Source organism: bacterium (genome assembly GCA_028821235.1).
GTDB lineage: Bacteria > Actinomycetota > Acidimicrobiia > Spongiisociales > Spongiisociaceae > Spongiisocius.
This window is the reverse complement of record JAPPGV010000005.1, coordinates 1-3,352: the sequence shown is the minus strand read 5'-3', so window position 1 is coordinate 3,352 and position 3,352 is coordinate 1. Positions and strand designations below refer to the sequence as shown.

At 65.1% G+C, this 3,352-nt stretch carries 3 protein-coding genes; all 3 read left to right on the top strand.

Features of this window, described 5'->3' with window-relative positions:
• Positions 1–280 precede the first annotated feature (280 nt).
• Genes rpsL through fusA form a run of 3 tightly spaced genes read left to right on the top strand, consistent with a single transcriptional unit; the run spans position 281 to position 3,293 of the window.
• Positions 281–652, top strand: a complete 372-nt coding sequence (gene rpsL, locus OXK16_00155) for a 30S ribosomal protein S12 (GenBank protein MDE0374364.1) — start codon at positions 281–283, stop codon at positions 650–652.
• 2 nt (positions 653–654) lie between these two features.
• Entirely contained in the window at positions 655–1,122 is a 468-nt protein-coding gene (gene rpsG / locus OXK16_00150) for a 30S ribosomal protein S7 (protein ID MDE0374363.1), read from the top strand.
• 53 nt (positions 1,123–1,175) lie between these two features.
• Positions 1,176–3,293 (top strand): elongation factor G, encoded by a 2,118-nt coding sequence (gene fusA / locus OXK16_00145; GenBank protein MDE0374362.1) that lies wholly within the window; start codon positions 1,176–1,178, stop codon positions 3,291–3,293.
• Positions 3,294–3,352 lie beyond the last annotated feature (59 nt).

Here is a 3,352-nt window from a genome sequence, read left to right as displayed (position 1 = left end):
CCTCGTTGACGCTAGCGGGGAGATCGCATATACTGACGACCGTGCACGAGCACGTCCGTATCCCCGTGTCCTGACGGGCTACCCGGTGTGACCCCATGCCGGCTTTAAGCCTCGGTCCGGCATGGAGCAGACACAAGTAAGGGTTCGGTGAGCCGAGAGCCGCCCGGCGGCTTCTGACGGCGAGCGCGGGCCGGTAGTAAGGGACGCTTCCCCACTCGGTCGCCCCCTGAACTGAAGAGCGAGCGACCGCGCGGTCACTCGCCTCCTGTAGGAGCGTAATTTGCCCACCATCCAGCAGTTGGTGCGCCAGGGCCGGAAGCCCAAGGCGCGCAAGGAGAAGACTCCGGGCCTGGCCGGGTCGCCGCAGCGACGCGGTGTCTGTACTCGCGTCTACACCATCACACCCAAGAAGCCCAATTCCGCTATGCGCAAGGTGTGCCGGGTCCGCCTGACCTCGGGGATCGAGGTCACCGCCTACATCCCGGGGGAGGGACACAACCTCCAGGAGCACTCGATCGTCCTGGTGCGCGGGGGAAGGGTCAAGGACCTGCCGGGAGTTCGCTACAAGGTCATCCGGGGCACGCTCGACGCGGCCGGGGTCGATGACCGCCGCCAGGCCCGGTCCCGCTACGGAACCAAGAAAGGCCGCTGAACATGCGACGAGCACCGGCCGAGAAGCGGACCATCGAGCCCGATCCCGTATTCAGGGATGTCCTGGTGAGCCAGATCATCAACCAGGTCCTGCTCAAGGGCAAGAAAGAGAAGGCCCGCAAGATCGTCTACCAGGCCATGGAGATCGTCTCGCGGCGGAGCGGGCAGGACTCGCTGATGGTGCTCAAGCGGGCGGTGGACAACCTCCGGCCCCAAGTCGAGGTCCGATCCCGACGGGTGGGCGGGAGTTCCTACCAGGTGCCGGTCGACGTCCGGCCCCGCCGGGCCTCCACGCTGGCGGTGCGCTGGTTGGTCGGGTTTGCCAGGCGGCGGAGAGAGCACACCATGGCCCAGAGGCTCGCCAACGAGATCCTCGACGCCTCCAAGCACACCGGCTCGGCGATCAAGCGCAAGGAAGACCTCCACAAGATGGCGGAATCCAACAAGGCCTTCGCCCACTACCGCTGGTAGGGGCGAGAGGCGGAGTAAGGGACAGAGAACGATCGGTTGCGAGAGAAGAAGTCGTGAGCAGTCCGGACGCGTTGATACATCTTCGCCAGTACCCGCTGAGCCGTACGCGGAACATCGGGATCATGGCGCATATCGACGCGGGCAAGACCACCCTCACCGAGCGCATCCTGTACTACACCGGTCGCACCTACAAGCTGGGTGAAGTCCACGAAGGTGCCGCGGTCATGGACTGGATGGAGCAGGAGCAGGAGCGCGGCATCACGATCACGTCCGCTGCTACCACCTGCGAGTGGCATGAGCACTGGATCAACATCATCGACACGCCGGGCCACGTGGACTTCACGGTCGAGGTTGAGCGATCCCTGCGGGTGCTGGACGGTGCGGTAGCCGTATTCGACGGGGTGGCCGGCGTGGAGCCGCAGACCGAGACGGTATGGCGCCAGGCGGACCGGTACCACGTGCCCCGGATCTGTTTCATCAACAAGATGGACCGGATCGGGGCCGATTTCTTTGTAGCGGTGGAATCGATCGAAGAGCGGCTGGGGGCCGACCCGCTCGTCATGCAGATCCCGATCGGCGAGGAGGGCGACTTCACCGGCGTGGTCGACCTGGTCGAGATGGAAGCCCACATGTGGTCCGGCGACGACGGTCGCACCTGGACCACCGGGCCGATCCCGGCCGAGTACGAGGCTTCGGCCGAGGAGTACCGCGGCCGGATGCTCGAGCAGGTGGCCGATATAGACGAGAAGCTGCTGGAGAAGTACCTCGAGGATGTGGTGATCTCGCCCGGTGAGATAACCACCGCAGTCCGCACCGGGACCCTTCAACACCTCTTCACGCCCGTGTTCTGCGGGTCGGCCTTCCGCAACAAGGGCGTCCAGCTCCTACTGGACGCGGTGGTGGACTACCTTCCGAGCCCGACCGATATGCCTGCTGTCCAGGGCTTTCTCCCCGGTTCGGAGATGCGCGACTCGCGCGCCCCGGAGGATGCCGAACCCTTCGCGGCCCTGGCCTTCAAGATCGTCAGCGACCCTCACGTCGGCAAGCTCACCTACTTCCGGGTGTACTCGGGGCACGCCACCAAGGGAGGCGCGGTCCTCAACAGCACCAAGGGACGCAAGGAGCGCCTTGGCCGGCTGCTGCGGATGCATGCCAACCATCGTGAGGATCGCGAGGACGTCTTCACCGGGGACATCGTGGCGGCGGTGGGCCTGAAGCACACCGCCACGGGTGACACCCTCACTGCGGCCGGGCACCCGCTCCTGCTGGAGGCGATGTCGTTCCCGGCGCCGGTGATCTCCGTGGCCATCGAGCCGCGGTCGAAGGTCGATCAGGAGAAGCTGACCGACTCCCTGGATCGTCTTGCTGAGGAGGATCCCACCTTCCTCGTGCGGACCGATCAGGAGACCGGACAGCGGATCATCTCGGGGATGGGCGAGCTCCACCTGGACATCCTGGTGGACCGGCTGGTGCGGGAGTTCGGAGTGGACGCCAACGTGGGCCGTCCCCAGGTGGCCTACCGCGAGACGATCAAGGGTCCTGTGACCGGCGTCGAGTTGCGCTACATCAAGCAAACCGGCGGGCGGGGACAGTATGCGGTGGTGAAGATCGACCTGGAGCCGACCGGGCCCGGTGGCGGTTACGAGTTCATCGACGAGATCAAGGGCGGCAGGGTCCCCCGTGAGTTCATTCCGTCGGTGAACGCCGGCATCGAGGGCGCCCTGGAACAGGGCGTTCTGGCCGGCTATCCACTGGTGGATGTGCGCGCCCGGCTGGTGGATGGGCAATCGCACGACACGGACTCTTCCGAGATGGCCTTCCGCATCGCGGGCTCGATGGCTTTCCAGAAGGCTGCCCGGAGGGCGGGGATCAAGCTGCTCGAGCCTTTGATGGAGGTCGAGATAGTCACCCCCGAGGATTACCTGGGTGAGGTGATGGGCGATCTGTCGTCACGCCGGGGCCGTATCGAGGAGGCCGGGCAGCGTGGCCGGTCACGGGTGGTCATGGCCCGGGTTCCCTTGTCGGAGATGTTCGGTTACGTGACCGACCTCCGGTCCAAGACGCAGGGTCGCGCCACGTCAACCATGCAGTTCCACTCTTATGGAGACGTACCCGATAACATCGCTCGCCGGATTGTCGGCGCGGCGCGTGGAGAACTAGTAGGAGGTTAGTGAGTATGGGTAAGGAGCGTTTTGTGCGGGATAAGCCGCATGTGAATGTTGGGACTATG